The sequence below is a fragment of the Streptomyces sp. NPDC087859 genome, from assembly GCF_044742595.1.
Taxonomy (GTDB): domain Bacteria; phylum Actinomycetota; class Actinomycetes; order Streptomycetales; family Streptomycetaceae; genus Streptomyces; species Streptomyces canus_F.
On sequence record NZ_JBIUUU010000003.1, the window covers coordinates 381,316 to 407,819 of the forward strand.

The following is a 26,504-nucleotide window of genomic DNA, read 5'->3' on the forward strand; positions in this document are numbered from 1 at the left end:
CCACCCACATGACCCTCGCAGGAAGCACTCGAACCCCCCACAGGAACGCAAAGCTGTCCCCACGCTCAAAGTTCCGCACCCTGAGACGAGTTGGAGCGCACATGCCCCAGCACGTGCCACCCACGCTGCATGCCGCATCGCCCCGGGCGTCGCAGCACCCCTCGGCGCTCCCCCCACCCCCGCGCCGAATCGTTTTCCTTGCCCATCGTGATCTGAGCAACCCGTCCGCCGGGGGCTCCGAGCTCCTGGTCGACCGGCTCGCCGACGGCCTCACCGGGCTCGGCCACCAGGTAACCCTGCTGTGCGGCGGTCCCGCGTCGTACCGCGACTACCGGGTCGTCTCCGCGGGCGGCGAACTCGGTCACTTCCTCCGTGCCCGTTCGGCCTTCTCCCGCCAGGTCGGCGACTGCGATCTGCTGGTCGAGGTCTGCAACGGGATGCCGTACTTCGCGCCCGTCTGGCACCGCGGTCCCACGCTGTGCCTGGTCAACCATGTGCACACCGATCTGTGGAAGATGCGGTTCGGCGGGCCGATGGCCCCCGCCGCGCGCCTCGGCCGAAGACTCGAGCACTGGGCGCTGACCGGTGCGCAGCACCGGAGTCTGCTGGTGGCCGTGTCCCCCTCGACGGCCCACGCACTGCGCGGGATCGGCGTCGAGCGGGACCGTATCCGTGTCGTGCACAACGGAGTGGAGGAGCCGGGCCCGCGCGCGGACCGCTCCCCCGAGCCGCTGTTCGTGGCGGTCGGCCGGCTCGTCGAGTACAAGCGCATCGATCTGCTGCTGCGGCTGTGGGAGCGGGTACGGCCCGTGACCGGCGGCCGGCTGCTGATCGTCGGTGACGGTCCCGAACGGGAACGTCTCGAGCAACTCGCCGGTCCCGGCGTGGAGTTCACCGGCCATGTGTCCGAGGCGGAGAAGCACCGGCTGCTCTGTGCGGCGTGGCTGCTGCTGCATCCGTCGGCGGTCGAGGGCTGGGGTCTGGTCGTCACGGAGGCCGCGGCTCGTGAGACGCCGACGATCGCCTTCGACGTGCCCGGTCTGCGGGATTCCGTCGTGGACGGGGAGACGGGTGTGCTGGCGCACGGCGAGTCCACGTTCGCGGCGGCCTGGTGCACGTTGGCGCTGTCGGGTCATCGCCGTGAACTGATGGGCAAGACGGCCCGTGATCACGCTGCGCGTTATCGCTGGGATCGGACGGTGAGACAGTTCCGTGCGGTCGCCGCCGAGGCGGTGAGGGGGGAGACCGGCCATGCGCCGTCGTGGTGATGCCGGTTCGCGGCTGCGGGCGCGTCGTGACGTGTCGCGCACACGCGGCGGCAGCCGCACATCAGACACAGCCCCGCGCCCCTCAACCGGCATGAAGGACCCTTCGTTTCGACGATCCGTCACCCTTTTCCGAGCTTTCCTCCGCGAGCAGGACGACCCCGCCGCCTGCTACGAACTCCTCGCCCGCGACTCCGTCGACCAGGTCGAGGCCTACGACGGTCCCGTCGCCGGCCGTACGGTCGTGGACGTCGGTGGGGGCAGCGGGTCTTTCACCGAGGAGTTCCGCAGACGGGGTGCGCACGCATACCTCTTCGAACCCGACCTGCGGGAGCTCGGTCCCAAGCCGACCGACGGGGCCGTGATCGCCGACGGATACCTGCTGCCGCTGTACGACGGAGTCGCGGACGTCACCTTCTCCTCCAACGTCCTGGAGCACGTCGCCGATCCGCAGACCTTCGTCAGTGAGCTCGTCCGGGTCACGCGGCCCGGTGGGCTGATCTATCTGTCGTTCACCAACTGGCTGTCCCCCTGGGGCGGCCACGAGTGGGCGCCCTGGCACTACCTGGGTGCCGAGCGGGCGCGGGCCCGCTACCGGCGCCGTACCGGAAAGGCCGCCAAGCACACCCTCGGCGAGAACCTGTTCGCCGTGCACATCGGCCCGACCCTGCGGCAGGTGCGCGCCCGCGACGACGTGCGGGTGGTCTCGGCGCGCTCCCGCTACTGGCCGTTCCTCGCGGAGACCGTCGTCAAGGCGCCGGGCATCCGCGAGGTCGCCACCTGGAACCTCCTCCTCATCCTCCGGCGGTGTCCACGATGACGACGTCCACGGTCCAGGCCCCTCCCCCGGCGGCCGTACCCTCCACCGCGCGCATGTCGGGCCCGCCGGAGGGCCCGCGGTCGCGGCGCTGGCTGCTGGGGTTCTGGGCCGTGGTGTTCGTGCTGTTCCTGGCGGTGCACCCGGGGCGGCAGACCTTCGACACCAAGCTCGGTGTCACCGTCGACCCGGGCCGGTTCTTCTCCGACCTGGGCCAGCTGTGGCAGGACCAGGGCGGTTTCGGCGGGATCTCCGACCAGTACACCGGCTATCTGTGGCCGATGCTGCCGTTCTACTGGCTGGCCGACGCCGTACGGCTGCCGGTGTGGCTGGCCGAACGGCTGTGGATGTCGCTCATCGTGTCGGTCGCCTTCTGGGGCGCCCTGCGACTGGCCGAGCGGCTGCGCATCGGCAGCGGCGCCTCACGGCTGCTCGCCGCCGTCGCCTACGCGCTGTGGCCGGTGTTCACCATCGTCATCGGCTCGACGTCGGCGGCCGCGCTGCCCGGCGCGGTCCTGCCGTGGGTGCTGCTGCCGCTGGTCGACGAGCGGTACAGCGCCCGGGTCGCCGCCCTGCGCTCGGCGGTGATCATCCCGTTCATGGGTGGCGTGAACGCGGCCTCGACGCTCGCGTCCCTCCTCCCGGTCGGGCTCTATCTGCTGTCCCGCCCGCCCGGGCCACGGCAGCGCAAGCTGATCGCCTGGTGGGTGCCGGGGCTGGTGCTGGCGACGGCCTGGTGGTGGATACCGCTGCTGCTGCTCGGCTTCTACGGCGAGAACTTCCTTCCGTACGTGGAGAGTTCACAGACCACGACGGAGACCATGGCGGCGACCGAGGCACTGCGCGGCGCCGGCAACTGGGTCGCGTATCTGCACTTCGGCGAGGCCTGGCTCCCGGCCGGCTGGACCGTGGCGGCCTCGGTGGTCGTCATCATCTGCTCGGCACTCGCGGCCGGCCTCGGCCTCGCGGGGCTGGCCCGGCGGGACATGCCGGAGCGGCGCTGGCTGACGCTCACCGTGATCGTGATCGCGCCGATCCTGCTCGCCGGGTACGGCGGCGCGTTCGGGGCGCCCTTCGACGGGGTGGTGCAGGACTGGCTGAACGGCGGGCTCGTGCCGTTCCGCAACATCTACAAGTTCCAGACGGGGCTGGCCCTGGCACTGGTGCTGGGCCTCGCCCATCTGGCGGGGGTGGCGGCCGACACCCGGGGCGCCCGACCGGTACGGGGGCGCCGGTTCGCGCCGCTGATCGCGGCGGTGCTGATCCTGCCCGGTCTGATGTGGCCGTACCTCAACGGCTCCATCCTCAACCCGGGTTCCTTCCAGGAGATCCCCAAGTACTGGAAGGCCACCGCCGCCTGGCTGAAGGACGCCTCGCCCGACTCCCGCGCCCTGGTCGTCCCGGCGACCGCGCACGGCATCTACACCTGGGGCTCGACCATCGACCAGCCGCTCGACGTGGTCGCCGAGTCCCGCTGGGCGCAGCGCGACTACGTCCCCTTCGGCACCGCGGGCAACCGGCGCGCGATGGACGCCGTCGAGCAGGCCCTCATGTCCGGTGGCGAAGTCCCGGGGCTGGCCGACTACTTGAGCCGCTCCGGCATCTACTACATCGTCGTCCGCAACGACCTCGACCCGGACCAGATCGGCTATGTGCCGACGACGACGGTGAAGCGGACCCTGGAGGAGTCCGGCTACCAGCGCATGAAGGGCCTCGGCCCGGTCATGACCGGCGGCCGGATCATCCAGGACGCCCCCCTCGCGATCGAGGGCCTGTATCCGAGGCAGCGGGCGGTGGAGATCTACGCTCCCGCCGAGGCCGTACCGCGCCCCGGGCACGCCGGGCTGCTGCCGGTCGCCGACACCGCCGTCGTCTCCGGCGGCCCCGAGTCCCTGCTGCCGCTCGCGACCGAGCTGCGGGGCCGGCCGACCGTGCTGACCGGCGACAACCACCCCGGCGTCGGGACCCCGCCACTCCAGGTGGTCGGCGACGGACTGCGCCGCGCGGACACCCGGTTCGGCCTGGTCAACGCCAACACCTCGTACACGTACACCAGCGACGAACGCAACGCGCCCGACGCGGCGGAGGACCCGGGCGAGAAACCGCGCCAGATCCTGCCCGCGAAGGGCCTCGACCATCAGACGGTGGCCCAACTGCGGGGCGCCCGCTCGGTGTCGGCGTCCTCGTACGGCAACTGGCTGTTCCACCTCCCGCAGTACGACCCGGTCAACGCCTTCGACGGCAACCCGGACACCGCCTGGGCGGAGGGTTCGCTGGGCTCGGCGGACGGACAGTGGCTGCGGATCGCGTTCCCGGACGACGCGTACGACATGCCGTCGTCGTTCAAGGTGTCACCCCTGCCGCAGGACAGTGTGCGGTCGGCGGCGACGAAGGTGCGGGTGGAGACCGAGAAGGGGTCCAGGACCACGATCCTGCGCTCCGACGGCAGCACCCAGTCCGTCAAGTCGCCGCCCGGAGCGACGGGTTGGATGAAGCTGACGATCCTCGACTCGGTGGAACGCCGCACCGGGCTGCTGGGCGCCGGATTCTCCGAGATCGCCCTGCCGGACGTCCAGGTGACCCGGCTGCTGCGACTGCCGACCGACGCCGAGGACACCGACGCCGGCGCCGAGCTGATCTCCCTGCACCGCACGGCCAACCCCACGGGCCTGTCCGCCACGGGTATGGAGGCGGGCCTGCACCGGCGCTTCTCGACGGCCACGGGAGGGACGTACACGATCCGGGCGAGCGCGGTCCCGGTGCCGGGCGAGCAACTCGACCGGCTGCTCTACGAGATCGCGCCCGAGGGCCAGGACCAGCGCGTGATCGCCACCGCCGACTCCACGGCGGCCCTCGGCGTCGGACTGTCCGCGCGCAACCTCACCGACGGCGACCTGACGACGGCGTGGATCGCGGGCGACCGGCCGACGATCCATCTGCGCTGGGACGGCAAACAGCCCGTCAGCGAACTGGTACTGGCCCCCGCGGGCGGCCTGTCCACGCGTCCGACCGAGGTGAACATCAGCTCCCCGGACGGCGCGACCATCGCCGGCGTCGACGAGAACGGCTGGGTCCGCTTCCCCGCGATCACCACCGACCGTCTCGACATCACGATCACCGGAACGGCACCGCTGACCCTCTACAACCCGATGGTCGACGAGGATCTGCGGCTGCCGGTGGGCCTGACCGAGGCGTACATCCCGTCGCTGGAGACGCCCCAGGGCTCCGCTCGCACGCCCCAGCCGGACAGCGACCGGAAGTTCTCGCTGCCCTGCGGCGACGGGCCGGTGGTGTCGGTGGACCGCGAGCTCTACCAGACCGGCGTGAAGGGGACCGTGGGAGACCTCACCGAGCGCCGGCCCGTCGAGGTGACCGTCTGCCAGGAGGGGCGCTCGGACGCCGAGCTGGACCTCGGCTCAGGTACGCACCAGGTCGAGGCGGGCGACGCCGGGCCCCTGACGCTGACCGACGTCACCCTGACCCGCGGGACGGTCGCCGAACCCACCGCCACCGGACGTGACCTTCGGATACGGGACTGGCTGGGCGACCGCCGCGAGGTGAGCGTCGGCTCCGGTGCGGCGATGTACCTGACGACGTACGAGAACTACAACGACGGCTGGAAGGCCACGCTGGACGGCAGGGAACTGTCGTCGGTACGGCTCGACGGCTGGCAGCAGGCCTGGCGGGTCCCGGCCGGGGCGGGCGGCGACGTCAAGCTGTCGTACGAACCGGCGACGACCTACGACGGCGCGCTGATCGGCAGCGGTGTGGCGCTGCTGGCCCTGGTGGGCCTGGTGCTGTGGCGCCGGCGCTCGCCCAACCCCGACGAGCCGCAGGTCCTTCCGCCGCCGCCGGGTCTCTGGCTGGGCACGGTCGCGCTCACCGTGGTGGGGGTGCTGATCGCCGGGTGGTTCGCCCTGCTGGTGCCGGCGCTGGCGCTGCTGGCGTACCGGCGGCACGAGTGGCTCGTACCGATCGCGTTCGTGGCGCTGGCGGGAGCGGGGATCGCGGCCGCGACCGGGGCGGGCGAGCCGGTGGCGGCCGAGCACGGGGCCTTTGGTCATACGGCCCAACTGCTGGCGCTGATCGGCTTGTTCGCGGCGGTGGTGAGCGTCCGGGAACCCGAGGCGGAGAGAACGCCACCCGGCTCGGAGGCACCGACGCGACACCTGCCCAAAGTCGAAGGGGGCGAACCCGCATGACCACCGCACCCGCGCGCATCCCGTTCCCGGTGGTGGACGAGGTCTCCCGGCACTGCCTCCAGGAGGAGGAGCCGGAGACGGTCCACATCGAGGTGCATCTGCCCGGGCGCCTCGACCCGGCGGGGATGCGAAAGGCATTCCACGAGGCGCTGCTGCGGCATCCGCGGATCCTGATGAGGGAGGCGCGCGGGGCGTGGTACCGGCGCCGGTACGAGTGGGAGCTGACCGAGCGCCCGGACGTGGAGGTGGTCACCTTCCCCGCTCCGGGGAAGGACGCGTTGCGTGACGCGCGGACCCGGGCGCTGTCGACTGCGCCGCCGCTGACGGACTCGCCGCCGATCCGGCTGGAGGTGGTGGAGGGGGCGGGACGGGCGGAGGGAAGCGAGGCGACGGACGTCGTGGGATGGGGCAGGGCGCCGGACCGGCGGCCGGGTTCCCGGCTGAGCGACTCCACCGTCCTCTTCCTCACCATCAACCACACCGCCCTGGACGGCCCCGCCTGCCTCCGGGTCCTCGCCACCGCCGCCGAGCTCTACGGCGGCCGCGACAACAGCCCCGCCGCACCTCCCGTGCGCACCACCGAGATCCGCCAGGACCCCGCGGAGACCCCCTCCAACTGGTCTCCGCCCGCACGAGTGGCGCCCGGTGCCCCCGAACCCTCCCCCGGCAACGGCATGCTCGTCACCGAACTCCCCCTCCCGCACCGCCCCAAGGGCGCCCCCTACACCGTGAACGACCAGCTCATGGTCGCCACGGCCCTCACCATCGCCCACTGGAACCGCGAACACGGCACCTCACCCCGCCCCCTGCGCATCACCATGCCGGTGGACGACCGCCCCCGCGACACGAGCATGCCGATCGGCAACGGCACCCGGCTCGTCGAAGTCCCCTTCTCACCGGCGGAGTTGACGACCACCGACCTGCCCGGCCTGCTGGAGCGCACAGCGACCCGTACCCGCGCCCTCAAGTCCCTCCCGCGCCCCCAACTCGGCCGCGGCGCCTCCCTGCTCACCGCCCCGGTCACCCCCGTGGCCTGGCGGGCCGCCCTGACCCGGGGTCTGCGCAGAGCGGCCGGGCCGTGGACGTCCACCACGCTCCTCAGCAACATCGGCCGCATCCCGTACCCGCTGGACTTCGGCGAGGAGGCGGGCCGGGCGCACGCCGTGTGGTTCTCGGCGCCCGCCCGGATGCCCCGCGGCCTCACGGTCACCACCGCCTCGACGGCCGGCCGTCTCCACCTCGCCCTGCGCTGGTCGCGCGCCCTGCTCAGCCACGGCGACGGCGCCCATCTGCGGGACCTGTTCGAGCACTACCTGCACACGACGGACATGGACCAGCGATGACGACCGCCAAGACCTCCCAGGCTTCCCAGACCTCCCGGACCGCCCCCGCCAGGCCGCCCGAGCTGCGCGACTTCTACGAGGACCCCGCCGTCCCCGTCGCCTCCGGCACCCCGCGCAGTCTCCGCCAGGCCCGCATGCTGGCCGAGGCACTGACGGTGGAGCGCGCGCACACCATCCTCGACATCGGCTGCGGCGACGGCACCGCCGCCGCGGTCGCCGCCCCCCTGCTCCCGGGCCACCGCCTCGTCGGCGTCGACTGGTCCCAGGACGCCCTGCGCCGCGCCAGCACCCGGCTGCCGTACACGGTCCGGGGCGAACTCGGGGACGGCGGGCTGCCGTTCGGCACCGAGTCCGTCGACGCCGTGCTGTTCAGCGAGGTGATCGAGCATCTCGTCGACCCGGATGCGGCGCTGGACGAGATCCGGCGGATCCTGCGCCCGGGAGGCCATCTCATGCTGTCCACCCCGAACCTGGCCGCCTGGTACAACCGTGCCCTGCTGCTGGCCGGGGTGCAGCCGGTGTTCTCCGAGGTCAGTCTGCGTGCCATCCACGGCCGCCCGGGCCGGGAGGTGGTGGGGCATCTGCGGCTCTACACCGCCCGTGCGCTGCGGGAGTTCGTCGCCGCGGCCGGCTTCACGGTCGTACGACTGGAAGGGGCGCCCTTCCACGGCGTACCGCGCCCCATGCGGCCGCTCGACCGGCTGGCGTGCCGCAGACCGTCCCTCGCCTCGATCCTGCTGTTGCACGCGCGGAAGACCTAGGGGGCCTGGCCATGTGGTGGGGAGTGGCGGCGGCTCTGTTGGCGAACACCCTGTACAGCATCGGTTTCGTCCTGGAGAAACGGGCGCTCGGCTCCCTGCCCGAGGTGTCGATCCGGCAACCCGCCCGGCTGCTGCGGCTGGTGCTCGGCAGCCCGCTGTGGATCGGGGGGTCGCTCGCGCTGTTCGCCGGGTTCGGGGCCCAGCTGATCGTCTACCGCACGCTGCCGATCGCCGCCGCGCAGGGCATCTTCGTCTCCGGTCTCGTGCTGCTGGTCCTGTTGTCGGCGCGACTGCTGGGCGAGGAGACGACCGGGCGGGAGCGGTACGCCCTCGGGGCGATTCTCGCCGCTCTGCTGATGGTCGTCCTGTCGCTGGACGAGCGCGCGGACACCGTCAGCCAGGCCGCCCCGTACCCGCTGATCCTGCTGGTGTGCGTGCCGTCGCTGGCGGCGGGCGTGTGGCTGTACGGTTCCGCCGAGCGCCGCGCCCGCCACCGTCACCGGATGCCGACGACCGGTGTCGAGTACGGCGTGGCGGTGGGTCTGCTGTACGGCGTGAGCTCCCTCGCGATCAAGGGTGTGTCGAGCTATCTGACCTCGAGCGGCCTCGGCGGAGCGGTCATCGACCTCCTCCGCTCCCCCTATCCGTATCTCCTCCTGTTCACCGGCGCGTTCGGGCTCGTCATGTCGCAGGCCGCGCTGCAGCGCTGCCGGGCCTCGCTGATCGTCCCCGTGTGCACGACGGTGACCTGTCTGTTCACGGCGGTGCTTGGCACGCTGTCGTTCGGCGAGGCGCTGCCGCACGACCCGCTGCGGCTCGCGCTGCGGCTGGCCGGCACCGCGCTCGCCGTCTCCGTACTGCTGTCCATGCCCAGGCACGACCAGAACGCCACCCAACCCCCCATCGGCGCCAAGGAGTTGACACCCCCATGAAACCCGACGATCCGCTGCTGCAGATACTGGCGTGCCCGCTCGACAAGGGCCCGCTGCACCTCGTCGAACCGGACGAGGTCCTCTACAACCCGCGCCTGCACCGCCGTTACCCCGTGGTGGACGGCATCCCGCAGCTGCTGCCGTCCTCCGGGGAGCAGGTCTCGGACGACGAACACGAGGACCTGCTCAAGCGGATGAGCCCATGACCCTGGCCGCGCGAGTCGCCCCGCTGCTGCCCACCCGGCTGGTCGCCGCCGTCGCCCGGGCCGTGTACCCGCGCTTCGAACCGGAGTTGGCGCGACTCGGCGAGCTGTGCCCCGCGGGCTGCGGCACCGCCGTGGACGTCGGCGGCTGGTACGGCCCGTGGACACGCCGGCTGTCGAGGCGGGCCCGCCGGGTGGTGACCGTGGAGCCGGTCCCCCATCTGGCCCGGCTGCTCGCGGCGACCGCCCCGCCGAACGTCCGGGTCGTCCAGGCCGCCGCGGCCGAACGCCCCGGTCAGGCCCGCCTGTGGCTGCCGGCGCGCGACGCGGGCGACCGGGGCGTGTCCTCCCTGGTCCGCCGCGACATCCACGCCCAGGCCCTCTCGGTCGGCTGCGTCACCCTCGACGAACTCGGCCTGAAGGACGTCGGTTTCGTCAAGGTCGACGTCGACGGCAGCGAGCTCGCGGTCCTCCGCGGTGCGACCGGCATCCTGACGCGCGACCGTCCGGCCCTCTTCGTCGAGCTGGAGTCCCGTATCCAGCCGATCGCCCCGGTGGTGACGTATCTGTCCCTGCTCGGCTACGAGGGCTGGGTGCTGCCGGGCCGCGACTGGGTGCGGTTGAGCACCTTCCCGCTGGAGGCCCACCAGGCGGAGGCCTCCTACGTCGTCAGCCACGGCCTGCTCCGCCGCGTCCTGCCCCTGCGGGGCCCCCGGTACGTCAATTCGGTGCTCTTCCTGCCCGACGCCCGCCGCCCGGTGGGCCACGATGGATCACATGTCCCTTGATTTCCAGCTGGTGCTGCTCCGTCGCATGGCCGACCACAACCCGGACCTCGTCGAGGACGCCCGCCGCGAGCTGGGCGCCTCCCTGGCCGACATGCGCGAGGCCAACAAGCGCTGGCAGGCGATGATCCGCTCCCCCCGCGCACGTGCCGCCGCGTCCCGCTACCGCTCGGTGCTGGGAACCCCGGAGACGGTACTCACCCGCAAGGTCGGCGACCTGGACTGCGAGGCCTGGCTGTGGCCCCTGCCTCTCTGGCCGGACCTGCGCTTCGAGGTACTGCTGGCACCGAACGGCGCGGTGTGGAACGAGTGGCTGGTCCGGGCGCCGGGAGCTTCCGCACCGGAGCCACGGACCCTGGAAGACCTCACCCCTTGGTCCTGCACGGTCGACGAGGTGGCGCGGGCCTTCCCCCCGGCCCGCCCCTTGGAAGGCACGGCTCCCACGAGGTGGGGGCTCGCGTTCACGGCCCCGGACCGGGAGGGCGTACGACATGAGTGCGCGGCGGAGTTCACCTGGGGCCTGCTGCAACGGCTGGCGGTGCGCTGACCCTTTCAGGGGTGCGCGGTCGCGCCCGGCCCCTGGGCCGCCCTCAGGATCGCCGCCACGACGAGCGGCAGGGACCGTGGATGCAGGTCGAGGAAGAGATTCGGCTCGACCAGCTCCAGCTCCATCACCCACGGCCGGGCGTCGTCCCCGTCGACGAGGTCCACGCGCGCGTACAGCAGCTCCGGAGCATCCGGTACGGCGGCCAGGGCGCGCTCGGCGACGGCCAGTTCGGCCGGGGTCGCCGTCCACGGCTCCAGGCCCGGGTGCGCGACCTTGGCCGCGTCGAAGGCCGTACCGGGCGCGAGGACCGCCCGCTTGCGGCTGGCGTGCAGGAACCGGCCCCCGAAGAACAGCAGCGCCCGCTCACCGCCGGCGTCGATGCCCTTCATGTACGGCTGCACCATCGCGGTGAGCCCCTCCTCGTGCATCCGCGCGAGCTGCCGTACGGCGGTCCCGTGCTGCTCCGGCGTGTACCGCGCGGCATAGCGGGCGCCCGCCCCGGAGGTCGGCTTGACGACGTACTCCCGGTCGTCCGGCAGGTCGACGGCGTCACCGGGCGCGAGATACCGCGTGGGCACGGTGGGCACCCCCGCCGCCGCCAGCTCCCCCAGATACCGCTTGTCGGTGTTCCACCGCACGACCTCGGCCGGATTCGCGAGCCGGGTGGCCTCGGCGCACCGCTCGGCCCACGCCACGAACTCCGCCGCCCGCCAGCTGTAGTCCCAGGTGGACCGGATGAGGGCGAGGTCGTAGCGGCCCCAGTCGGCCTCGGCGTCGTCCCAGAACACGGCGTCCGCCTCGGCACCGGCCGCGCGCAGGGCGTCCAGGAGTACGGGCAGATCGCGGTCGCGGCTGGGCTCCGGCCGGGGGTCGTAGGTGACGAGGGCGACTCGGGGCACGACGGGGTCCCTTCTCCTGTGACTGGTACATCGGCAGGCTAGACACGGCCCCCGCAACCGCGGCAACCCGTTTGACCTTCCCCCTCGGTGAAGCCCCAGCATCGGAGGCGGACCCTGACGGGGAGGACGTACATGCTGACGATCGGTGCCTTCGCGAAGGCGTGCCGGCTGTCGCCCAAGGCCCTGCGGCTCTACGACGAGCTGGACCTGCTGCGTCCCGCGCAGGTCGACCCGGACACCGGATACCGGTACTACGCGGTCGAGCAGCTGGAGCGGGCACGGCTGGTGGCGTGGCTGCGGCGGATCGGGATGCCGCTGGCCCGGATCCGCGAGGTGTGCGCCCTCGATGCCGCGGCGGCCGCCCGGGAGGTCCGTGCGTACTGGGCGCGGGTCGAGGCGGAGACCGCGCAGCGGCGTGACCTGGCCGGGTTCCTGGCCGACCATCTGACGTCCGTCGCGCGAAGGGACCCGCCCGTGCTGGAACTCCGCTACGCCGCCCGCTCGGACCCCGGCCGGGTGCGCCCCGCCAACCAGGACACGGCCTACGCGGGCACCCGGCTGCTCGCGGTCGCCGACGGCTACGGCCCCGCGGGCCTGCCGGCGAGCAGCGCGGCCGTGGCGGCACTGAAATGCCTGGACGCCGAGGACGTGTCGGCGGGCGACGTGCTCAATCTGCTGGAGGAGGCGGTGCGGGGCGCGACGGAGGCCGTCGCGGACGCGGCCGGGTCGGGCACGACCCTGACGGCGCTGCTGTGGACGGGCTCCCGGCTGGCCCTGGTGCACATCGGCGACTCCCGCGCGTATCTGCTCCGCGAGGGCGGCCTGTTCCGCATCACCCACGACCACACACTCGTCCAGTCGCTGATCGACGAGGGCCGTCTGACACCGGAGGAGGCGAGGTCCCACCCGCAGCGCGCCCTGCTCCTCAAAGCCCTCGGCACCACGGCCCCCGACCTCCGCCTCCACGAGGCCCGCCCCGGCGACCGCTACCTCCTGTGCTCCGACGGCCTGTCCTCGGTCGTCCCGGAGGACGACATCCGCCGCACGCTCGCCTCGGCCGCCGCCCCGGACGCGGCCGCCCGCACCCTGATCGCCGCGGCGAACAGCGCGGGCGGCCCGGACAACATCAGCTGCGCGGTCGCGGACCTGGTGACGACGGACGGCCACCCGCCGCACCCGACCTGATCGGGCACAGGATGTCGGGTCGGGCAGGGTGGGTCCTTCCTAACGTGGTGATCACAAGGGAAGGAGGCCGGGGTGCTGGAGCGGCTGAACCAGGCCATGGAGTACATCGAGGACCGCCTCGATCAGCGGATCGAGGCGGCCGACGTGGCACGGACCGCGCTGACCTCGGAGTACCACCTGCGGCGGATGTTCTCCGCGCTGGCGGGGATGCCGCTGTCGGAGTACATCCGGCGCAGACGGCTCACGATCGCCGGCGCCGAGGTGCTGGCCGGGGACCGGACGCTGCTGGAGATCGCGGTGCGCTACGGCTACACCTCGGGAGAGGCGTTCGCGCGCGCGTTCCGCGCGATGCACGGCGTCGGTCCCGGCGAGGCCAGGCGGACCGGCGCGGCTCTGGAGTCCCAGCCACGGCTGTCCTTCCGTCTCACCGTCGAAGGGAGTGGCAGTATGCGATACCGGATCGTGGAGAAGGACGAGTTCCGGGTGGTCGGCAGGAAGGTGCGCGTCCCCCTCGTGCACGAGGGGATGAACCCCGCCATCGTCGACTTCATCCGGGGCCTCGGCCAGGAGACACTGCGGCGCATCGAGGATCTGTCCGACCAGGAGCCGCAGGGCGTTCTGGGCGTGAGCGACAACCTGGACCCGAGCCGGGCGGAGGGCACCGAACTCGACTACTACCACGGGGTGGTGAGCGCGGCGGCCGTGCCCGACGACATGGAGGCGCTCACCGTACCGGCCGGGACCTGGGCCGTCTTCGAGAACTCCGGGCCGTTCCCGCAGGCACTCCAGTACCTGTGGCGGGACGTGTTCACGCAGTGGTTCCCGTCCAACCCGTACCGCAGCCGCCCGGGCCCCGAACTGCTGCGGACCCGGCTGACACCGGACGCGGCACAGGCGGACGCGGAGCTGTGGATCCCGGTGGAGCGGGACCCCGCCTGAGCACCGCGGGAAAGCGGGGGCGCCGGGCGGGGGCGCCCCGGCACAATCACCGCATGTCGATCTCCGGAACGGACGCCTACACCACGGAAACCCATCTCCCCCCGCTGGTCGAGCGTGCCCTCGCCGCCGCCCGCGCCCACGCCTTCCCGCACTCCGTCCGCCCCGAGCAGGGCCGTCTGCTGCACGCCCTGGCAGGGGGTGCGGCGGGGGCCGTCGGGGAGACGGGCGCGGGCTGCGGGGTGGGCCTGGCGTGGCTGGCCTCGGGGGCCCGGGAGGGCGTACGGATCGTCGGCGTGGAGCGCGACCCGGACCGCGCCCGCGTCTGCGCCGAGGTCTTCGCCGACCGGCCCGAGGTGGAGATCCTCCACGGCGACTGGCGGCGGATCGGGGAGCGGGGAGCGGGGACCGTACGACCTTCTCGTCCTCGACGGCGGCGGCACCGGCAAGTCCCCGGACGACGACCCCGCCGACCCGGCCCGGCTGCTCACTCCGGACGGCACGGTCGTGATCGACGACTTCACCCCGGCGACCGACGAACCGCCAATGCACGACGGGAAGGTGGACCGGCCCCGGCTCTTCTGGCTGCGCCACCCCGCCCTGAACACCCTCGAACTCCCCCTGGCACCCGACCTGGCCACCCTCGTCGGGACCCGGCGCCGGCTCGCCGGGACGGAGACGACCTGGCGCGGGTTCGCGTACGGGCAGATCGTGCGGGGCGTCGTCACCCGCATCGAGCGCTTCGGAGTGTTCGTGGACCTCGACGGCAGCGAGGGCTTCATCACCGCCCCGGAGCTCACCCGGCGCCACTTCGACTCCTACGACGAGGTCGTCCACGTCGGCCAGGAGGTGACCGCGGAGGTCCTCGCCTTCGAACTGTTCCGGCCGCAGGTCAGGATCTCCATGGCGGCCCTGGAACCCGACCCGCTGGGCGAGTTCGCCCGGGGCGCGTTCGACCGCCCCCTGGTGGGGCCGGTCACCGAAGTCGTCCCGTTCGGGGTGTTCGTCCGGGTCGCCGAGGGCATCGAGGGCCTCGTGCACCGCGACGACCTCGCGGGCCCGGCCCTGCCGGACGTCGGTACCGAGCTCATGGTCGAGGTCACCGACATCAATCTCGTGCTGCGCCGGGTCCGTCTGCGTCCGGCGCGCTGACCGCTAAGCGGGCCGGGCGAAGTCCGCTGCGGTTCGGCAGCGCCCCGAAGGGGCGCGGGGAACTGCGCGACCAGCCACGACGGCGCCGCAGACAAACAACAACGCGTCCACTGCACTTCCAGCGGAGCGCTTAGCGGTCGTCGTCGTCCTCCGGCTCCCAGTCCAGCAACCGCACTTTGGCGACCGTACGGACATGGCGGCGCATCGCCGTGGCCGCCTGGCCGGGGCGCTGGAGAACGATCGCCTCCAGGATGGCGCGGTGCTGGGCCAACGAGCGGTCGGGACGGCCCGGTTGACGAAGGGACTCGGTGCGGCTCTCGGCGATCTGGTCGGCGATGGAGCGCATGAACTCGGCGAGCAGGCTGCTGTGCGCGGCCGCCGTCACCGCCGCGTGGAAGAGGCGGTCGCCCTCGATGCCGTGACCGCCGTCCTCGATCTCCCCCGCCATCCGGGCCAGCGCCGTCCGCATCGCGCCCAGGTCCTCGTCCGTACGGCGCTCCGCGGCCAGTTCGGCGAGCTTCGTCTCCAGGGCCTCGCGGGCCTCGAGGACATCGGGGAGCCGGCGCCGGCGCTCGACCATCCGCTCGACGGGTTCCACATCGAGGCTGTCCCGGACGAGATACGTCCCGCCGCCGTGCCGCGCCTCCACCAGTCCCTGGACCTCCAGGACCACGATCGCCTGTTTCACGGAGGCCCGGCTGACACCAAGGCGTTGGGCCAGATCGCGTTCGGGCGGGAGACGGTCACCGGCTCGCAGGCCGGTCTCGGCGACGTACTGGCGCAGCCGGTCGAGCACCTGCTCATAGAGGCGCTGCTTGGTCATGGGGCGCAGGGCGTCGGTCATGGAGTCCCCCCTCTCTGGTCGGGAGGCTAACACCGGGTGGGGCGGCGGGCGGGCGGGCTGTGGAGGAGTGGCTGGGTGGGTGATCGGCCGAGTGACTGAGAGGCCGACTGGCCAAGTGGCTCAGCCAATTTTGACGTGCCCCCTTGACGCCCCGCCAGACCGCAACCACGCTTACGAGCCATCCCCAAGTGGCCGAGTGGCTGAACCACTTAGCCAACCGCACGGCCTAAGTGGCTCAGCCACTCGGCCACTTGACCTTCCATCCAGCCGCTCCGGGACCCAGAGACGGGAGCCCGTATGTCCCCCGAACTCATCTCGATCCTCGTCCTCGTCGTGGTGTTCGTCATCGCGACCACCCGCTCCGTGAACATGGGCGCGCTCGCCTTCGCCGCCGCCTTCGCGGTGGGTGAACTCGTCGCCGACCTCGACGCGGACGGCATCTTCGCCGGCTTCCCCGGCGATCTGTTCGTCGTCCTCGTCGGCGTCACGTATCTCTTCGCGATCGCTCGCGCCAACGGCACCACCGACTGGCTGGTGCACGCCGCGATCCGGCTCGTGCGGGGGCGGGTGGCGCTGATCCCCTGGGTGATGTTCTTCCTCACCGGCGCGCTCACGGCGATCGGCGCGGTCAGCCCGGCCGCGGTCGCGATCGTCGCACCGATCGCGCTGAGCTTCGCCGCCCGCTACGGGATCAGCCCGTTGCTGATGGGCGCGATGGTGGTGCACGGCGCCCAGGGCGGCGGCTTCTCACCGATCAGCATCTACGGCACGATCGTCAACGGCATCGTGGAGCGCGAGAAGCTCCCCGGCAACGAGCTCTTCCTCTTCCTCGCCTCCCTCACCGTCAACCTCATCATCGCGGCCGTCGTCTTCCTGCTGTTCGGGGGACGGAAGCTGTGGGCGATGGGGGCGGTGGAGGAGGACCCGGGCAGCACACCGGCCCCGTCCGAAGGCACCACCGGCACCACCCCTGCCCCGACCCCCGCCGCAGGCACCGGCACCGGATCCGCCCCCGACACCGGATCCGCCACGCCCACCCCCGCCGCGGCCCCCGCCCCATCCCCCGCCACGACCGGCACCACCACCCTGGCCCCTCCCTCCGACGCCCCCGCCGCCGCCCGTCTCACCCCGGCCCGTATCGCCACGCTCACCGCCCTGGTCGCCCTGGTCGTGGCCGTGCTGGCCTTCGACCTGGACGCCGGACTGACCGCGATCACGCTCGCCGTGGTCCTGAGCACCCTGTGGCCGGAGGACAGCCGCAAGGCGGTCGGCCAGATCGCCTGGTCGACGGTGCTGCTGATCTGCGGGGTCCTCACCTACGTCGGCGTTCTGGACGAGATGGGCACCATCACCTGGGCCGGCGAGGGCGTCGGCGACATCGGCGTCCCCCTGCTGGCGGCGGTGCTGCTCTGCTACATCGGCGCGATCATCTCGGCGTTCGCCTCCTCCGTGGGGATCATGGGAGCGTTGATCCCGTTGGCGGTGCCGTTCCTTGCACAGGGCGAGATCGGGGCGGTCGGCATGGTGGCGGCGCTGGCGGTGTCGGCGACGGTGGTGGATGTGAGCCCGTTCTCGACGAACGGCGCACTCGTCCTGGCGGCGGCACCGGACGTCGACCGCGAGCGTTTCTTCCGGCAGTTGATGGTCTACGGAGGGATCGTGGTGGCGGTGGTGCCCGCGGCGGTGTGGCTGGTGCTGGTCGTGCCCGGCATCGGGTGACCACCTTCGGCAACCGCCCCGGCGAACCCGGCAACAGCTAAGGAGTACGACGCGTGACCTCTCTCTTCCCGGCCCTGACGGACGCCCCGGCGGACCGCCCCGCCCTGCGGTTCGGCGACCGGTCCCTGACGTACGCGGAGCTCGCCACCGCGACCGGTCTGCTGGCCGGCAGCCTCGGGGACGCCGGCCGCGTCGCCGTATGGGCGACCCCGACGCTGGAGACCGCCGTCGCCGTCGTGGCCGCACTGCGGGCCGGTGTGCCCGCGGTGCCGCTGAACCCGAAGTCCGGGGAGAAGGAGCTCGGGCACATCCTGTCGGACAGTGCGCCGTCACTGGTCCTGGCCGCACCGGGAGATGAACTGCCCGCTGCCATAAGGGACTTGCCACGCATCGACGTGACCCCCGACACGACCACCGCGGCCACCCCCACCAAGGAGACGGCCACCGACGACGACCCCGCCCTCGTCGTCTACACCTCCGGCACCACCGGCCCCCCGAAGGGCGCCGTCATCCCGCGCCGGGCGATCGCCTCGACCCTGGACGCGCTGGCCGACGCCTGGCAGTGGACCGGCGAGGACGTGCTGGTGCACGGCCTGCCGCTGTTCCATGTGCACGGCCTGGTCCTGGGCATCCTCGGACCGCTGCGGCGCGGCGGATCGGTGCGCCATCTGGGCCGGTTCTCGACGCAGGGCGTCACGCGGGAGCTGTCCGACGGCGCGACGATGCTGTTCGGGGTGCCGACGATGTACCACCGGATCGCCCAGTCCCTTTCCGGGGAACCGGAGTTGGCGAAGGCGCTGGGGCGGGCACGGCTGCTCGTCTCCGGGTCGGCCGCGCTGCCGGTGCACGACCACGAGCGGATCACGGCGGCGACAGGACGGCGGGTGATCGAGCGGTACGGCATGACGGAGACCCTGATGAACACCAGCGTCCGTGCGGACGGCGAGGCCCGGGCGGGGACCGTGGGGGTGCCGCTGCCGGGGGTGGAGCTGCGACTGGTGGAGGAGGACGGGGCGCCGATCACCTCGTACGACGGGGAGACGGTGGGCGAGATCCAGGTGCGCGGCCCGAACCTGTTCACCGAGTACCTCAACCGGCCCGACGCGACGGCGGCCGCGTTCACGGCCGACGGCTGGTTCCGTACGGGGGACATGGCGGTGCGCGAGTCCGACGGCTATGTCCGGATCGTGGGCCGGAAGGCCACCGACCTGATCAAGAGCGGGGGTTACAAGATCGGGGCGGGCGAGATCGAGAACGCGCTCCTCGAACACCCGGGGGTGCGGGAGGCGGCGGTCACCGGGGAGCCGGACGCCGATCTGGGTGAACGGATCGTGGCGTGGATCGTGCCGGCGGATCCGGGGGGTCCGCCCGGACTGGAAGAGCTGGCGGAGCACGTGGCGAGCCGCCTCGCCCCCCACAAGCGACCCCGCGTCGTTCACCACCTCTCCTCCCTCCCCCGCAACGACATGGGGAAGATCATGAAGCGGTCGCTGGCCCATGACTGACCGTCTCTCCGCCCGCGAGTTCCTCGCCCTCCTCACGGACGACTTCACCGAACTCCCCGCCCCCGCACGGGAGTGGACGCCCGACGGCCCGCTCGGCTGGCAGGGCTACGACGCCGCACGCCTCCGCGCGACCGAGCGCACCGGCGAGGACGAGTCCGTCGTGTGCGGAACGGGACAGGTCGAGGGAGCCCGAGCAGTGCTGCTCGCCTTCGAGTTCGGCTACCTCGGCGGCTCCCTGGGCGTACGCACCGGCGACCGGCTGGAGGCGGCGTACGCCTATGCCCGCGCCCACCGTCTCCCGGTCGTCCCCCTGGTCGCCACGGGCGGCAGCCGTATGCAGGAGGGCATGCTCGCTCTGACCCAACTCCAGCGCGTGGCCCGCCAGTCGGCCCTCACCCGCGAGGCGGGCCTGCCCCAGATCGCGGTGCTGCGGGACCCGACCACGGGCGGCGGCTGGGCCACCCTGGGCGCGGGCGCCGACATCGTCCTCGCCCTCCCCGGCGCCCAGATCGGCTTCGCGGGCTCCCGGGTCCGCCCGCCGGACGCGGACCCGAGCGCGTACACGGCCGAGGCGCAGGTGGCGGCGGGGGCGGTGGACGCGGTCGTACGCCCGGAGGAGCTGAGGGAGACGCTGGGCCGCTGGCTGCGGCTGCTGACGGGATCGTCGACGCGGGCGGCACCGGTGCCACGGACGCCGGCGCCGGGCCACTCGGCCGTGGCCGACACAGCCGGGCCCCCGACGGCCGACGCCGCACCGGGAACACCCGCCTCCGACGACACCGCCCCACGCCCCGACGCCCCCGCGGACGCCGACGGCGCCGGAGAAGCCCGCGGCCCCGGCGCACCCGGCTCCGGCGGGACCGCCGCACACCTCCCGCTCACCGGCTGGGAAGCCGTCCAGCGCGCCCGCTCCCCCCGACGCCCGCGCGCCGAGCGCTACTTGGACGACTACTTCACCCACCGCGTGACCATCTCCGGCGACCGCTGCGGCGGCACGGACCCGGGCATGCTCTGCGGCTTCGGCGAGCACGCGGGGCGGACGGTCGCGTACGCCGCGCAGGCCGGCACCGCCACGCGCCCCGCCGGCTATCGCACCGCCGCCCGGCTGATCCGGCTCGCGGACCGGCTCGGCATCCCGGTGCTGACGCTGGTGGACACCCCGGGTGCCGCCAACGACGCGGAGGCGGAGCGGCAGGGGGCGGGGGCGGCGATCGCGGAGGTGTTCGGCGCGGTGGCCTCCGCCCGGACCCCGGTCACCACGCTCCTCATCGGCGAGGGCGGCTCCGGCGGAGCCCTGGCCCTGGCCGCGCCCGGCAACACCTGGGCCACCCCGGACAGCTACTTCTCCGTCATCGCACCCGAGTCGGCGGCGGCCATCCTCAAGCGCCCCCCGGAGGAGACGGAGGCGACGGCGGACCAACTCCGCATCCGGCCGCAGGACCTGGTGGAGCTGGGGGTGGTCCGGGCAGGGGGCCCATTGCCCTCGTAAAGTAGGTATTTACATCTTCCATACATCGGGCATAAGCCGCAAAACCCCCCATTCAGCCTCCCCCCACCCGGCCCCCCACAAAAGGCGCCCCACTCCCGCCCCCCACACGATGCCAATGAGCCCCGCCACCCGGCGCGGCCACGGTCTGTGTTCTCGGGAGGACCTGCCCATGACCGCCACCGCCAGTCTGGAGCAGCTGCGTCGCTGCCACTTCGCCGTCGATCTGGGTGCGGCGAGGACGCGGGTGTACGTGAAGGGCGCCGGGCTCGTCGTCGACCAGCCGTCCGTCGCCGCCGTGAACACCCGGACCGGCGCGTTGATCGCGGTGGGCGAGTTCGCGGAGAAGATGACGGGCCGTACCCCCGACTACATTCGTGTCGTCCGCCCCGTCTCCGGCGGCACCGTCGTCGACATCGAGATGGCCCAGCGCATGCTGCGCCACCTGCTCGGCGACAAGATCCGCCGCTCGCTGCGCCGCAAGCCGATCCTGCGCGCCGCCGCCTGCACCCCGCACGACGCGGACCCCCTGGCCCAGCGCGCCTGCATCGAGACCATGGTCGGGCTGGGAGCCCGCCGCGTCGAACTCGTGGACACGCTCATCGCCGCCGCCGTCGGCTGCGGACTGCCGGTGGAGCGTCCCGAGGCGACGATGGTGCTGGTGTGCGGGGCCGCGGCCACCCAGGTCGCCGTGCTCTCCCTCGGCTCGATCGTCAACGCCGTACGCATCCCCGTCGGCGGCGAGGCCGTGGACCACGCGATCGTGCAGCACCTGCGCCACCAGCACGAGCTGATGCTGCCGAGCCAGTCCGTACGACCGCTCCAGCTCGCCCTGTCCGGCAACGGCCTCACCGCCTCGGGCCCCGCCTCCACCGAGATCCACGGACGGGACGTCGCCACCGGGCTCGCCCGCTCCGTCCAGGTCGACACCGCCGCCGTCCGCGACGCGATCCAGACCCCGCTCACCGCCGTGCTCGACGGCATCGGCAAGGTGCTGCGGGACTGCCCGCCCGACCTGGTGGCCGACCTCGCCGACCGCGGGATCATGATGGTCGGCGGCAGCGCGCTGCTCCCCGGCTTCGACCAGATGCTGCGGCACGCGACCGGCATGCCGGTGCACATCGCCGAGCGGCCCGAGGTGTGCGCGGTGGAGGGTCTCGGCGCGATGCTGGAGGGCCGTATCGAGCCGCTGGCACTGGACCCGCTGGCCGACTGACGCCGGCACCGAGACCGACACCGACACCGGTATCCATCGACCGTATGGCCGACGATCCCCTCCCCCCGCTCCTGGAAGCCGTCCTCAGCGTCGGCACCGATCTCGAACTGCGCACCACCCTCCAGCACATCGTGGACGCCGCCGCCGACCTCACCGGCGCCCGGTACGCCGCGCTGGGGACGGCCGACCCGGGCCAGGACGGACTCATCGAGCTCCTCCCCCAGACTTCGTCCGGGGGGACCCCCATCTCGCTTCGCTCGCCGGGCACCGCCCCGCGCACGGCGGTCTCGCTCACCGTGCCGATCCGGGTGCAGGACGAGGAGTTCGGCACGCTGCACCTCGCGGACAAGGGCAAGGACCCCTTCACCGCTGAGGACGAGCAGCTCCTGCACGTCCTCGCCGCGCAGGCCGGTATCGCCATCGGCAACGCCCGGCTGTACGAGGCGGCCCGGCAGCGCGAGCGCTGGATCGAGGGCGCGGCGGCCGTGACGACCGCGCTGCTCGGCGAGGGGTCCGCGACCGACGCGCTCACGACGGTCGCCGAACGCGCCCGCCTGCTCGCCGACGCCTCCGCGGGCGTCATCCTCCAGCCCACCGAGGAGGGCGGGATGGAGATCGTGACCGCCTCGACGTACGACGATCCCGGCGACATCGTCGGCACGACGATCGCCCCCGGCAGTCCGGTGCTGGAGCAACTCCTCGGCGGTGAACCGGTGTTCGTCGACGACTCGGCGACCGACCCGCGGATGACGACCCCGGTACGGCACCGGTTCGGGCCCAGCATGATGCTGCCGCTCCAGGCCGGCGGCCGGCTGATCGGGACCCTCGCCCTGCCGCGCCGGCGAGGCGACCGCCCGTACACCTCCGTGGAACGCCTGCTCGCGGTGCAGTTCGCCTCGCAGGCCGCGCTCGCCCTGGTCCTCGCCGACGCCCAGCACAGCCGCGAGCTCCTCGCCGTCTTCGAGGACCGCGACCGTATCGCCCGCGATCTGCACGACCTCGTCGTGCAGCGGCTGTTCGCCACCGGCATGATGCTGGAGTCCGCCCAGCGCCGCAGCGGGGCGGGCGACGTGCACGAGACGCTGGGGAAGGCGGTCGACGAGCTCCGGTCGACCGTCCAGGAGGTCCGTACGACGATCTTCGCGTTGCAGCAGCCGCCCGCGGACGCCCCGACGACGTTCCGGGGCAGGGTGCTCCGGGAGACGGCGGGGGCGGCGGCCGTGCTGGGTTTCGCGCCGTCCGCGCAGTTCACCGGCGCGGTCGAGAGCCGTGTCCCCGAGCGGACGGCCGGCCATCTCCTCACCGCCCTGCGCCGCGCCCTCGCCGCCGCGTCCCGTCGCTCCGGCGTCGCGCGCATCGAGGTCAGGGTCGACGCGACGGCGGTCCTGCCGGACGGCAGGGAGGGCGTACGGCTGACGGTGTACGACGACGGGACGGCCGACGACGGGGGCACGGGGACGACCGTGACGTGGCAGGCGCCGCTGTGAGGTCAGGGGGCCGAAGGGTTCGACGCGGTGTCAGCGGGCGAACCAGCAGCGCACCGTCGTCCCCTCCTCGCCGGTGTGGGTGCGGACGAGGTCGGCGATCAGGTTGACCAGCAGCAGGCCCCGCCCGCCGCGCTGGTCGCGGGACGCGGGCCGGCGTCCCGCCAGGGGATCGGCGAGCCGTCCCTTGTCCCGCACCTCGCACACCGTGTACCCGTCCTCGCCCCACACCCGCAGGGTCCCCGAACCGCCGCCGTGGACCACGCTGTTGGTGGTCAGCTCGGCCGCCGCCAGGGTGAGGTTCTCCAGTGCGACCCCGGTCAGCCCGAGCCGGGCGCCCTCGGCGGTCGCGAGATGGCGGACCTCGGGCAGCGATCCGGCGTCGAAGCAGAGGGCGAGCACGTCCGCGACGACGGGCAGCGGCTCGTTGTAGCGGGCCACGACGTCGTCGGGGGCGTATCGGCCGCTCTTCTGTTCCGGTCCGCCGCCGGAGGGGATGACCGTGGGGTGGGTGGCGTAGGCGTCGGCGAGCACCCGCTCGTCGAGGCGTCGGACGTCGTAGGGGCACAGGATGGTCGCGAACCGGCCCGCGAAGGCCGCGTTGATGAGTGCCTCGTGCTGGACGCACGCGGGGTACTCGCCGGCGGTGCGGCCGGCCCAGATCGGTTCGCCGATGATCCGCACCCGGCGGCCGGCCGGCTGGGCGTCGGCGAAGGCGCGCAGCACGCCGGGGATGATCCGGCCGGGGTTGCGGCCGGCCTCCCGCATGTCCAGGAGCCGTACGGTGTCGGCGGCGTCGCCGAGGGCGTCGCGGATCAGCCGGAGGTTGTCGCCCGGTACGGCCACGGCGACCGGTTCGCCCGCCGCGAGGCCCTCGTGGACGAAGGGGATCGTGCCGGCGAGGTAGTCCTGGGCGTCCCGGTAGAAGAGGGCGGGGTGCAGGAAGGCGGCGGTCACGACAGCGTCATCTCGATTCCCGACAGGCCCGGCCAGAACATGTCCAGCGTCCGGCCCAGTGTGGGCGGCGGGCGGTGCAGCTGCAACAGCCGGCCCTCCTCCAGCCGCCGCGCGGCGGACGCGAGGGCGTCGGCGCCCGCGACGTCGACGAAGGTCACCTCCGACATCTCCAGCCGGTACACGTCCGTACGCGCGCCCAGTGCCTGCTCCAATGCGCGCTCCCAGATCTCGTGCGTGCCGTGGCCCACCTCGCCCACGGCGCGCAGACCGCTGCGCCCGCGCAACGCGGACACCATGAGGCGCGGTGCCGCGCCCGCGGACCGCAGAGGTGTTCGCTGGTGAAGATGCACGCCCTCTCCCACTGCTCGTGCGCATTCTCCCGTTCCTCGTGGACGAAACGCGCTTACCCCGGCGCCGGTCTGTCAATCCCCGCCTCGCGGGTGTAGCCCGCGACGGGTCGGGCAGGCGCACGATCAGCACCGCCGGATTCCGGGCGGAGCCGGCTGCCCGGCTCCGCCCGGAATCCGGTGGGCCACGAGGGAGGCACATCAGCGCGACGACGGGTCGGGGACCGACGAGGCGGGGACATGATCTCAGCAGCACACACATCTCTCACGGGGCGGCTGAACACCCTGGTCATCGATGGCCGTACGGAAGCGGGACGGGCGGAGCTGCGGCCGCGCGGCGAGCTCGTGCACGGTTGCGCGAAGGTCCTGGACGAGACCCTGACGGCGCTGCCGGACGGAGTCCGCCGGGTCGAACTGGACATGGCCGCCGTGGTGTTCATGGACACCGCCGGGCTCCAGTTCCTGGAAGTCCTCGACAGCTACGGCCATCGGCGGCGCATCCCGGTGTCCGCCACTCGCTGGACCGGCCAGCCGCGCCGGATCCTGGAGCTCGCCGGCCTGGACACCGCCGACCCGCTGCGGACGGCGCCGCGCCCGACCGGCCCCGAGCCCGCTCTCCCGGCCTCCTCCGCGGTGGCCCTGGAGCGCGCGGAGCAGCTTCGTCTGCTGCGCGCGGAGGTCGAGCAGCTCCGCCAGGCGATCGCCTCCCGGCCCGTGATCGACCAGGCCCGCGGCATCCTCATGGCCGCGCACTCGTGTACGCCCGAGGAGGCCTGGGCCATCCTGCGCAAGACCTCCCAGCTCTCCAACATCAAGCTGCGCACGATCGCCGCGGCCCTCACGGCCGGCGCGGGGTCCGACGGCCCGCCGCCGCCCGAGGAGGTGCGCACGGCGTTGCGTACGGCGGTCGGGGTCTGTCTGAACTGAGGCGGTCCTGTGGGATCTTGGCGCTGAAGCCCGTTGATCGATTCCTCGGCCGGACCGTAGGTTCCGTCGTATGACGAATCTCCGGATCGGTGTGATGTACGACCGCGACTGGGCCCCCGAGGGGCTGCCCGACTTCGCGCGGCGGGCCGAGGCGCTCGGCGCGGACGACCTGTGGGTGGTGGAGGATCTCCGCTGGAACGGCGGGGTGTCGGCGGCGGCCGTGGCTCTGGGCGCGACGGGGCGGTTGCGGGTGGGCATCGGGATCACACCGGCGCCGTTGCGCAGTCCGGCGCTGCTGGCGATGGAACTGGCCACGCTGGCACGGGTGTTCCCGGGCCGGCTGGTGGCCGGGATCGGTCATGGCGTACGGGAGTGGATGGAGCAGGTCGGTGTCGCGCCGCGTTCTCCGCTGGCCCTGCTGGAGGAGACGATCACCTCCGTTCGGGCGCTGCTCCACGGGGAGCGGGTCACGTCGCAGGGGCGGGAGGTGCGGATCGACGACGTCCGGCTCGTCCACCCGCCCGCCGAGCCGCCGCCGCTGGTCGCCGGTGTGGTGCGGCCCCGCTCCCTGGAGCTGTCGGGTCGGGTCGCGGACGGCACCCTGATCGCGGAGGGGCACGGGCCGCGGGATCTGGAGAACATCCGGGCGCTGCTCGCGAAGGGCGGCGCGGGCGAGGACCACACGCTCAGCGTCTTCGCCTTCTGCGCCGTGGGTGACGACCCCGAGGCGGTGGCCCGGACCCTGCATCCGCACACCGAGGGCCACGGTGCCTGGCTTGGCCGTCCGCAGGAGGAGGTCTTCACCGTCTCCGGCAGCGCGGCACAGGCCGCCGGGGCGATCGGCGCGCTGCGGGCGTCCGGCGCCGACACCGTCGTCCTCCGCTTCGTCGGCCCCGAGCCGCTGCGGCAGTTGGAAGCCGTCCTGGAGGCCGCCGAGCGCTGAGCCGCTCCACAGCAAACACACAGGTCAGCGGGGTCGTAGAGGGATAACC

Annotated in this window: 23 protein-coding genes; 19 read left to right on the forward strand and 4 right to left on the reverse strand. The window is 73.0% G+C overall.

What is annotated here, in order from left to right; all coding sequences use genetic code 11:
• Positions 1-101 precede the first annotated feature (101 nt).
• The 9 genes from ACIOHP_RS09130 to ACIOHP_RS09170 all read left to right on the forward strand — a co-directional run bounded on the left by ACIOHP_RS09130 (position 102) and on the right by ACIOHP_RS09170 (position 10,855).
• Positions 102-1,268, forward strand: a complete 1,167-nt coding sequence (locus tag ACIOHP_RS09130) for a glycosyltransferase family 4 protein (protein ID WP_401884858.1) — start codon at positions 102-104, stop codon at positions 1,266-1,268.
• A gap of 91 nt (positions 1,269-1,359) precedes the next feature.
• Positions 1,360-2,085, forward strand: coding sequence for a class I SAM-dependent methyltransferase (locus ACIOHP_RS09135; protein ID WP_401884861.1), 726 nt, complete (start codon positions 1,360-1,362; stop codon positions 2,083-2,085).
• A complete protein-coding gene (locus ACIOHP_RS09140) occupies positions 2,082-6,284 on the forward strand; it encodes an alpha-(1->3)-arabinofuranosyltransferase family protein (protein ID WP_401885259.1) in 4,203 nt (1,400 codons plus the stop codon). The genes ACIOHP_RS09135 and ACIOHP_RS09140 overlap by 4 nt, the downstream gene beginning before the upstream one ends.
• On the forward strand, positions 6,281-7,627 hold the full coding sequence (locus tag ACIOHP_RS09145) for a condensation protein (RefSeq protein ID WP_401884863.1): 1,347 nt from the start codon (positions 6,281-6,283) through the stop codon (positions 7,625-7,627). Before ACIOHP_RS09140 ends, ACIOHP_RS09145 begins: the two co-directional genes overlap by 4 nt.
• Positions 7,624-8,388, forward strand: coding sequence for a methyltransferase domain-containing protein (locus ACIOHP_RS09150; RefSeq protein ID WP_401884865.1), 765 nt, complete (start codon positions 7,624-7,626; stop codon positions 8,386-8,388). The genes ACIOHP_RS09145 and ACIOHP_RS09150 overlap by 4 nt, the downstream gene beginning before the upstream one ends.
• A 23-nt stretch (positions 8,389-8,411) precedes the next feature.
• Complete coding sequence (locus tag ACIOHP_RS09155) at positions 8,412-9,320, forward strand: hypothetical protein (RefSeq protein WP_401885262.1); 909 nt, start codon at positions 8,412-8,414, stop codon at positions 9,318-9,320.
• On the forward strand, positions 9,317-9,526 hold the full coding sequence (locus tag ACIOHP_RS09160) for a Trm112 family protein (protein WP_351679385.1): 210 nt from the start codon (positions 9,317-9,319) through the stop codon (positions 9,524-9,526). The genes ACIOHP_RS09155 and ACIOHP_RS09160 overlap by 4 nt, the downstream gene beginning before the upstream one ends.
• Complete coding sequence (locus ACIOHP_RS09165) at positions 9,523-10,311, forward strand: FkbM family methyltransferase (protein ID WP_401884869.1); 789 nt, start codon at positions 9,523-9,525, stop codon at positions 10,309-10,311. Before ACIOHP_RS09160 ends, ACIOHP_RS09165 begins: the two co-directional genes overlap by 4 nt.
• Positions 10,292-10,855 carry a hypothetical protein gene (locus ACIOHP_RS09170; protein ID WP_401884871.1) on the forward strand — a complete coding sequence of 188 codons (564 nt, stop codon included), beginning with the start codon at positions 10,292-10,294 and terminating at the stop codon, positions 10,853-10,855. The genes ACIOHP_RS09165 and ACIOHP_RS09170 overlap by 20 nt, the downstream gene beginning before the upstream one ends.
• Positions 10,856-10,860: 5 nt before the next feature.
• On the opposite strand, the gene ACIOHP_RS09175 is transcribed toward ACIOHP_RS09170, so the two are convergent.
• The gene (locus ACIOHP_RS09175; protein ID WP_401884874.1) at positions 10,861-11,754 is read right to left on the reverse strand and encodes a RimK family alpha-L-glutamate ligase; all 894 of its coding nucleotides are present in this window, start codon (positions 11,752-11,754) and stop codon (positions 10,861-10,863) included.
• A 132-nt stretch (positions 11,755-11,886) separates the two neighbouring features.
• On the opposite strand from ACIOHP_RS09175, the gene ACIOHP_RS09180 reads away from it, so the two are divergent.
• The 3 genes from ACIOHP_RS09180 (at position 11,887) to ACIOHP_RS09190 (ending at position 15,027) form a co-directional block, all read left to right on the forward strand.
• Entirely contained in the window at positions 11,887-12,939 is a 1,053-nt protein-coding gene (locus tag ACIOHP_RS09180; protein WP_401884878.1) for a MerR family transcriptional regulator, read from the forward strand.
• A gap of 72 nt (positions 12,940-13,011) precedes the next feature.
• Positions 13,012-13,878, forward strand: coding sequence for an effector binding domain-containing protein (locus ACIOHP_RS09185; RefSeq protein ID WP_401884881.1), 867 nt, complete (start codon positions 13,012-13,014; stop codon positions 13,876-13,878).
• A 504-nt stretch (positions 13,879-14,382) separates the two neighbouring features.
• Complete coding sequence (locus tag ACIOHP_RS09190) at positions 14,383-15,027, forward strand: S1 RNA-binding domain-containing protein (RefSeq protein WP_401884883.1); 645 nt, start codon at positions 14,383-14,385, stop codon at positions 15,025-15,027.
• 130 nt (positions 15,028-15,157) lie between these two features.
• Here the strand turns inward: ACIOHP_RS09190 and ACIOHP_RS09195 are convergent, their stop codons facing one another.
• Positions 15,158-15,871 (reverse strand): FadR/GntR family transcriptional regulator, encoded by a 714-nt coding sequence (locus ACIOHP_RS09195; protein WP_361477845.1) that lies wholly within the window; start codon positions 15,869-15,871, stop codon positions 15,158-15,160.
• Between the two features lie 297 nt (positions 15,872-16,168).
• Here ACIOHP_RS09195 and ACIOHP_RS09200 point away from each other — a divergent pair, with 297 nt between their 5' ends.
• The 5 genes from ACIOHP_RS09200 (at position 16,169) to ACIOHP_RS09220 (ending at position 23,284) form a co-directional block, all read left to right on the forward strand.
• Complete coding sequence (locus ACIOHP_RS09200) at positions 16,169-17,590, forward strand: SLC13 family permease (RefSeq protein WP_401884886.1); 1,422 nt, start codon at positions 16,169-16,171, stop codon at positions 17,588-17,590.
• Between the two features lie 53 nt (positions 17,591-17,643).
• A complete protein-coding gene (locus ACIOHP_RS09205) occupies positions 17,644-19,095 on the forward strand; it encodes an acyl-CoA synthetase (protein ID WP_401884888.1) in 1,452 nt (483 codons plus the stop codon).
• Entirely contained in the window at positions 19,088-20,584 is a 1,497-nt protein-coding gene (locus ACIOHP_RS09210) for a carboxyl transferase domain-containing protein (protein WP_401884890.1), read from the forward strand. The genes ACIOHP_RS09205 and ACIOHP_RS09210 overlap by 8 nt, the downstream gene beginning before the upstream one ends.
• Positions 20,585-20,753: 169 nt before the next feature.
• Positions 20,754-21,797 (forward strand): rod shape-determining protein, encoded by a 1,044-nt coding sequence (locus tag ACIOHP_RS09215; protein WP_046263702.1) that lies wholly within the window; start codon positions 20,754-20,756, stop codon positions 21,795-21,797.
• Between the two features lie 44 nt (positions 21,798-21,841).
• Complete coding sequence (locus tag ACIOHP_RS09220) at positions 21,842-23,284, forward strand: GAF domain-containing protein (RefSeq protein ID WP_401884892.1); 1,443 nt, start codon at positions 21,842-21,844, stop codon at positions 23,282-23,284.
• 30 nt (positions 23,285-23,314) lie between these two features.
• Here the strand turns inward: ACIOHP_RS09220 and ACIOHP_RS09225 are convergent, their stop codons facing one another.
• Together ACIOHP_RS09225 and ACIOHP_RS09230 are read right to left on the reverse strand one after the other, a co-directional pair.
• On the reverse strand, positions 23,315-24,238 hold the full coding sequence (locus ACIOHP_RS09225; protein ID WP_401884894.1) for an anti-sigma factor RsbA family regulatory protein: 924 nt from the start codon (positions 24,236-24,238) through the stop codon (positions 23,315-23,317).
• Positions 24,235-24,588, reverse strand: a complete 354-nt coding sequence (locus tag ACIOHP_RS09230) for an STAS domain-containing protein (RefSeq protein WP_401884896.1) — start codon at positions 24,586-24,588, stop codon at positions 24,235-24,237. Before ACIOHP_RS09230 ends, ACIOHP_RS09225 begins: the two co-directional genes overlap by 4 nt.
• Positions 24,589-24,825: 237 nt before the next feature.
• On the opposite strand from ACIOHP_RS09230, the gene ACIOHP_RS09235 reads away from it, so the two are divergent.
• Complete coding sequence (locus ACIOHP_RS09235) at positions 24,826-25,512, forward strand: ANTAR domain-containing protein (protein ID WP_361540387.1); 687 nt, start codon at positions 24,826-24,828, stop codon at positions 25,510-25,512.
• A gap of 70 nt (positions 25,513-25,582) precedes the next feature.
• Entirely contained in the window at positions 25,583-26,455 is an 873-nt protein-coding gene (locus ACIOHP_RS09240) for an LLM class flavin-dependent oxidoreductase (protein ID WP_401884899.1), read from the forward strand.
• Positions 26,456-26,504 lie beyond the last annotated feature (49 nt).

What these genes read in the sequence shown, in the direction of transcription:
- ACIOHP_RS09195 (WP_361477845.1), bottom strand. Translation starts at nt 15,871, where the DNA reads ATGACCGACGCCCTGCGCCCCATGACCAAGCAGCGCCTCTATGAGCAG.
- ACIOHP_RS09220 (WP_401884892.1), top strand. Translation starts at nt 21,842, where the DNA reads ATGGCCGACGATCCCCTCCCCCCGCTCCTGGAAGCCGTCCTCAGCGTC.
- ACIOHP_RS09160 (WP_351679385.1), top strand. Translation starts at nt 9,317, where the DNA reads ATGAAACCCGACGATCCGCTGCTGCAGATACTGGCGTGCCCGCTCGAC.
- ACIOHP_RS09165 (WP_401884869.1), top strand. Translation starts at nt 9,523, where the DNA reads ATGACCCTGGCCGCGCGAGTCGCCCCGCTGCTGCCCACCCGGCTGGTC.
- ACIOHP_RS09140 (WP_401885259.1), top strand. Translation starts at nt 2,082, where the DNA reads ATGACGACGTCCACGGTCCAGGCCCCTCCCCCGGCGGCCGTACCCTCC.
- ACIOHP_RS09135 (WP_401884861.1), top strand. Translation starts at nt 1,360, where the DNA reads ATGAAGGACCCTTCGTTTCGACGATCCGTCACCCTTTTCCGAGCTTTC.
- ACIOHP_RS09150 (WP_401884865.1), top strand. Translation starts at nt 7,624, where the DNA reads ATGACGACCGCCAAGACCTCCCAGGCTTCCCAGACCTCCCGGACCGCC.
- ACIOHP_RS09180 (WP_401884878.1), top strand. Translation starts at nt 11,887, where the DNA reads ATGCTGACGATCGGTGCCTTCGCGAAGGCGTGCCGGCTGTCGCCCAAG.
- ACIOHP_RS09210 (WP_401884890.1), top strand. Translation starts at nt 19,088, where the DNA reads ATGACTGACCGTCTCTCCGCCCGCGAGTTCCTCGCCCTCCTCACGGAC.
- ACIOHP_RS09170 (WP_401884871.1), top strand. Translation starts at nt 10,292, where the DNA reads ATGGATCACATGTCCCTTGATTTCCAGCTGGTGCTGCTCCGTCGCATG.
- ACIOHP_RS09200 (WP_401884886.1), top strand. Translation starts at nt 16,169, where the DNA reads ATGTCCCCCGAACTCATCTCGATCCTCGTCCTCGTCGTGGTGTTCGTC.
- ACIOHP_RS09145 (WP_401884863.1), top strand. Translation starts at nt 6,281, where the DNA reads ATGACCACCGCACCCGCGCGCATCCCGTTCCCGGTGGTGGACGAGGTC.
- ACIOHP_RS09215 (WP_046263702.1), top strand. Translation starts at nt 20,754, where the DNA reads ATGACCGCCACCGCCAGTCTGGAGCAGCTGCGTCGCTGCCACTTCGCC.
- ACIOHP_RS09130 (WP_401884858.1), top strand. Translation starts at nt 102, where the DNA reads ATGCCCCAGCACGTGCCACCCACGCTGCATGCCGCATCGCCCCGGGCG.
- ACIOHP_RS09235 (WP_361540387.1), top strand. Translation starts at nt 24,826, where the DNA reads ATGATCTCAGCAGCACACACATCTCTCACGGGGCGGCTGAACACCCTG.
- ACIOHP_RS09240 (WP_401884899.1), top strand. Translation starts at nt 25,583, where the DNA reads ATGACGAATCTCCGGATCGGTGTGATGTACGACCGCGACTGGGCCCCC.